We start from the raw sequence: 3,206 nt of genomic DNA on the forward strand, positions 1-3,206 counted from the left end.
ACGGCACTTGCCGGGCCGTCGGCCGGCGGCCAGGGCGAGCAGCCCGGCGACCAGCAGGTGCAGACACCAGGCCAGCGCCCGGACGCCCGGCGTGACGGTGGTGGTGGTGGTGGGCGTGTTCACAGTTCCTCCAGCGTAGGTGCCGGTCACCGGCGCGCCCTCTGCCAAAGGAGGTAATCCTGCCGCCGACCGACGGCCCGGCAAGTGCCGTCCTTCGCCGGCTGCCCGCCGCTACGGCGGCGGTCACGCTGGAACGGCAGCGCACCGCCGTCGAGGAAGGCAGAGGCCCACGTGTACGTGGCATGGAGAGACCTGAGGTTCGCCCGGGGGCGGTTCGCCCTCATGGGCGCCGTCGTCGCCCTGATCAGCCTGCTGGTCGGGCTGCTGTCCGGGCTCACCGCCGGGCTGGGCCGGCAGAACGTGTCCGCCGTCACCGACCTGCCCGCCGACCGGATCGCCTTCGCCGCGCCCGCCGCGGGACAGGACCTGTCGTACGCCGACTCGACCGTCAGGCAGGCGCAGTGGCGGCGGTGGGCACAGGCGCCCGGGGTCAGCCGGGCCGAGCCGCTGGGCATCACCACCACCCGCGCCACCGCGGGGGACACCGGCCTCGCGGTGACCGCGTTCGGTGTCGCGGCGGGCTCGCCGCTGGCCCCGGCCGGCGGCCCCGACGACCGGTCCGCCGTGCTGTCCACCCGCGCCGCCGACGGCCTGCAGGTGCGCGCCGGCGACCGGGTCACCGTCGGCGGGCGGACGCTGCGTGTCGCCGCCGTGGCCGGGGACGCCTCCTACAGCCACACCCCGGTGATCTGGGTCAGCCTCGACACGTGGCGGGCCGCCGCACCGCCGGCCGGGGCGGGTGGCCCCACCGCCACCGTCATCGCGCTGCGGACCACCGCCGGCGTCGACGTCGCCGCCACCGACGCGGCCGCCGGCACGAAGACCGTCCGCGTCGGCGACTCGCTCGCCGCGATCGGCTCCTACCGCTCGGAGAACGGGTCGCTGCAACTGATGCGCGGCTTCCTGTTCGCCATCGCGGCGCTGGTCATCGGCGCGTTCTTCAGCGTGTGGACCATCCAGCGCAGCGGCGACGTCGCGGTCCTCAAGGCTCTGGGCGCGTCCACCGGCAACCTGCTGCGCGACGCGCTGGGCCAGGCCGCCGTTCTGCTGGCCGGCGGCACCCTCGTCGGCGCGGCCGCCGCGGCGGCCGTCGGCGCCCTGGTCGCCGGCTCCGCCGTGCCGTTCCTGCTCACCCCGGCGACCGTCCTGGGCCCCGCCGCCGTGATCACCGCCCTCGGTGTGCTCGGGGCCGCCCTGTCCATCCGCCGGATCACCTCCGTCGACCCGCTGACCGCCCTGGGGAGCGCCCGATGAGCCTCACGCTGACCGACGTCACCCTCACCTACCCCGACGGGGCGGGCCGGCTGACCGCGCTCGACCACGTCAGCCTCGACGTGCCCGCCGGCACCCTCACCGCCGTCGTCGGCCCGTCCGGCTCCGGCAAGTCCAGCCTCCTCGCCGTCGCTGCCACCCTGATCACCCCCGACAGCGGCACCGTCACCGTCGCGGGCACCCCCACCACCGGGCTCAGCCGCGCCGGGCGGGCCGAGCTGCGCCGGCGGGCTGTCGGCGTCGTGTTCCAGCAGCCGAACCTGCTGGCCGCCCTCACCGCCGCCGAACAGCTGCAGGTCATGGCCCACCTCGACGGCCGATCCCCGGCCCGGGCCCGGGCCCGGGCGCTGGACCTGCTCGACGCCGTCGGCCTGGCCGACCAGGCCGGCCGCCGCCCCCACCAGCTCTCCGGCGGCCAACGCCAACGCGTCAACATCGCCCGCGCGCTGATGAACGACCCGGCCGTGCTGCTGGTCGACGAACCCACCAGCGCCCTGGACCACGACCGCGGCGCCGCCGTCATCGACCTGATCACCCGGCTGACCCACCAGCGGGGCACCGCCACCGTCCTGGTCACCCACGACCGCGCGCACCTCGCCGCCGCCGACCGGACCGTCGAGGTCCACGACGGGCGGCTGCGGGTCCCCGATCCGGCTGGCTGAGCCCCGGTCAGTAGGGGCGGTAGACGAACACCGCCCAGGCCAGCGGCGCGACGGCCAGCGGCACGAGCGCCAGGGCGAGCAGCCGCGCCCAGGTGGCGGACCGGGGCAGCACGACCACGACGAACGCCGCCACGGCGTATGCCCCGGCCAGCAGCGCGGCCGGCAGCACCGCCATCGGCTCCCAACCGCAGTCGGCCACGCCGGGCGGCTGGCACGGTTCGGATGGCGCCATCGCCAGGAACGCCAACAACCCGGACACGCAGCAGATCAGCGGCAGCGGCGCCGCCAGCAGCAGAAAAACGACCGTCCGGCGCGGGCCGACGCGACCGTCGCGTTCCGGTACCTGAACCATGAACCACCGTTCCCGTCGTGACCCGCCCTCACCCGGGCAGCCTCGTGGGGTGGGGTCACGCGCCGAAACCGGCGACGTGGATCTTCGGTAACGAACCGGCGCGGGCCGTGGGGCCACCCGGCCGGGGCGAACCCGGGCCCCGGGCGGGTAGCCTTCGGCGCGTGATCGTGGTGAGGTGCCGGTGACGACGCTCGACCGGGAAGAGACCCGTGCCACCGAGGTGGCACGCGACGGGGCGCGCCCGCGTCCCCTGCCGCTGACCGCGGCCCTGCCGATGGCCGTCGTCGCCGGCCTGGCCCTGCTGGTGGCCTTCCCCCCGTACGGGGTGTGGGCGCTGGCGCCGGTCGGGGTGGCGCTGCTGGCCGCCGCCACCCACCGGCGGCGGCTGCGCGCCGGCGCCGGCTTGGGCTTCGTCGCCGGGGTGACCCTGTTCGCGCCGCTGCTGGAGTGGACGAACCTGCACACCGGCTACCTGCCGTGGCTGCTGCTGTCCCTGCTGCAGGCCGCCTACCTGGCGTTGCTCGGCGCCGCCACCGCGTGGGTGTCGCCGCTGGTGGACCGGCACCGGTGGTGGGCGTGGCCGGCGGTCACCGGGCTGCTGTGGGTGGGGCAGGAGGCGCTGCGCGACCGGACCCCGTTCGGCGGGTTCCCGTGGGGGCGGCTGGCGTTCAGCCAGGACACCTCCCCGCTGCTGCGGCTGGCCGCGCTCGGCGGCGCCCCGCTGGTCACCTTCGCCGTCGCGCTCGCCGGTGGGCTGCTGGCCGCCCTGGCCTGGCGCGACTGGCGCCGGCCCGCCGGGC

3 protein-coding genes and 1 pseudogene are annotated in these 3,206 nt (G+C 76.6%); 3 read left to right on the plus strand and 1 reads right to left on the minus strand.

All coding sequences use genetic code 11. The features are described 5' to 3' along the window. The first annotated feature begins 342 nt into the window (after positions 1 to 342). Together ACWEVO_RS33435 and ACWEVO_RS33440 are read left to right on the plus strand one after the other, a co-directional pair. The gene (locus ACWEVO_RS33435; protein ID WP_452311417.1) at positions 343 to 1,374 is read left to right on the plus strand and encodes an ABC transporter permease; all 1,032 of its coding nucleotides are present in this window, start codon (positions 343 to 345) and stop codon (positions 1,372 to 1,374) included. Next, positions 1,371 to 2,054, plus strand: a complete 684-nt coding sequence (locus tag ACWEVO_RS33440) for an ABC transporter ATP-binding protein (protein WP_452311418.1) — start codon at positions 1,371 to 1,373, stop codon at positions 2,052 to 2,054. The genes ACWEVO_RS33435 and ACWEVO_RS33440 overlap by 4 nt, the downstream gene beginning before the upstream one ends. A gap of 7 nt (positions 2,055 to 2,061) precedes the next feature. Here ACWEVO_RS33440 and ACWEVO_RS33445 read toward each other — a convergent pair whose 3' ends face one another. Continuing rightward, entirely contained in the window at positions 2,062 to 2,406 is a 345-nt protein-coding gene (locus ACWEVO_RS33445; protein ID WP_452311419.1) for a hypothetical protein, read from the minus strand. 181 nt (positions 2,407 to 2,587) lie between these two features. On the opposite strand from ACWEVO_RS33445, the pseudogene ACWEVO_RS33450 reads away from it, so the two are divergent. Continuing rightward, positions 2,588 to 3,206: pseudogene (locus ACWEVO_RS33450) on the plus strand (apolipoprotein N-acyltransferase); the annotation flags it as partial.

Source organism: Micromonospora sp. NPDC003776, from assembly GCF_053605645.1.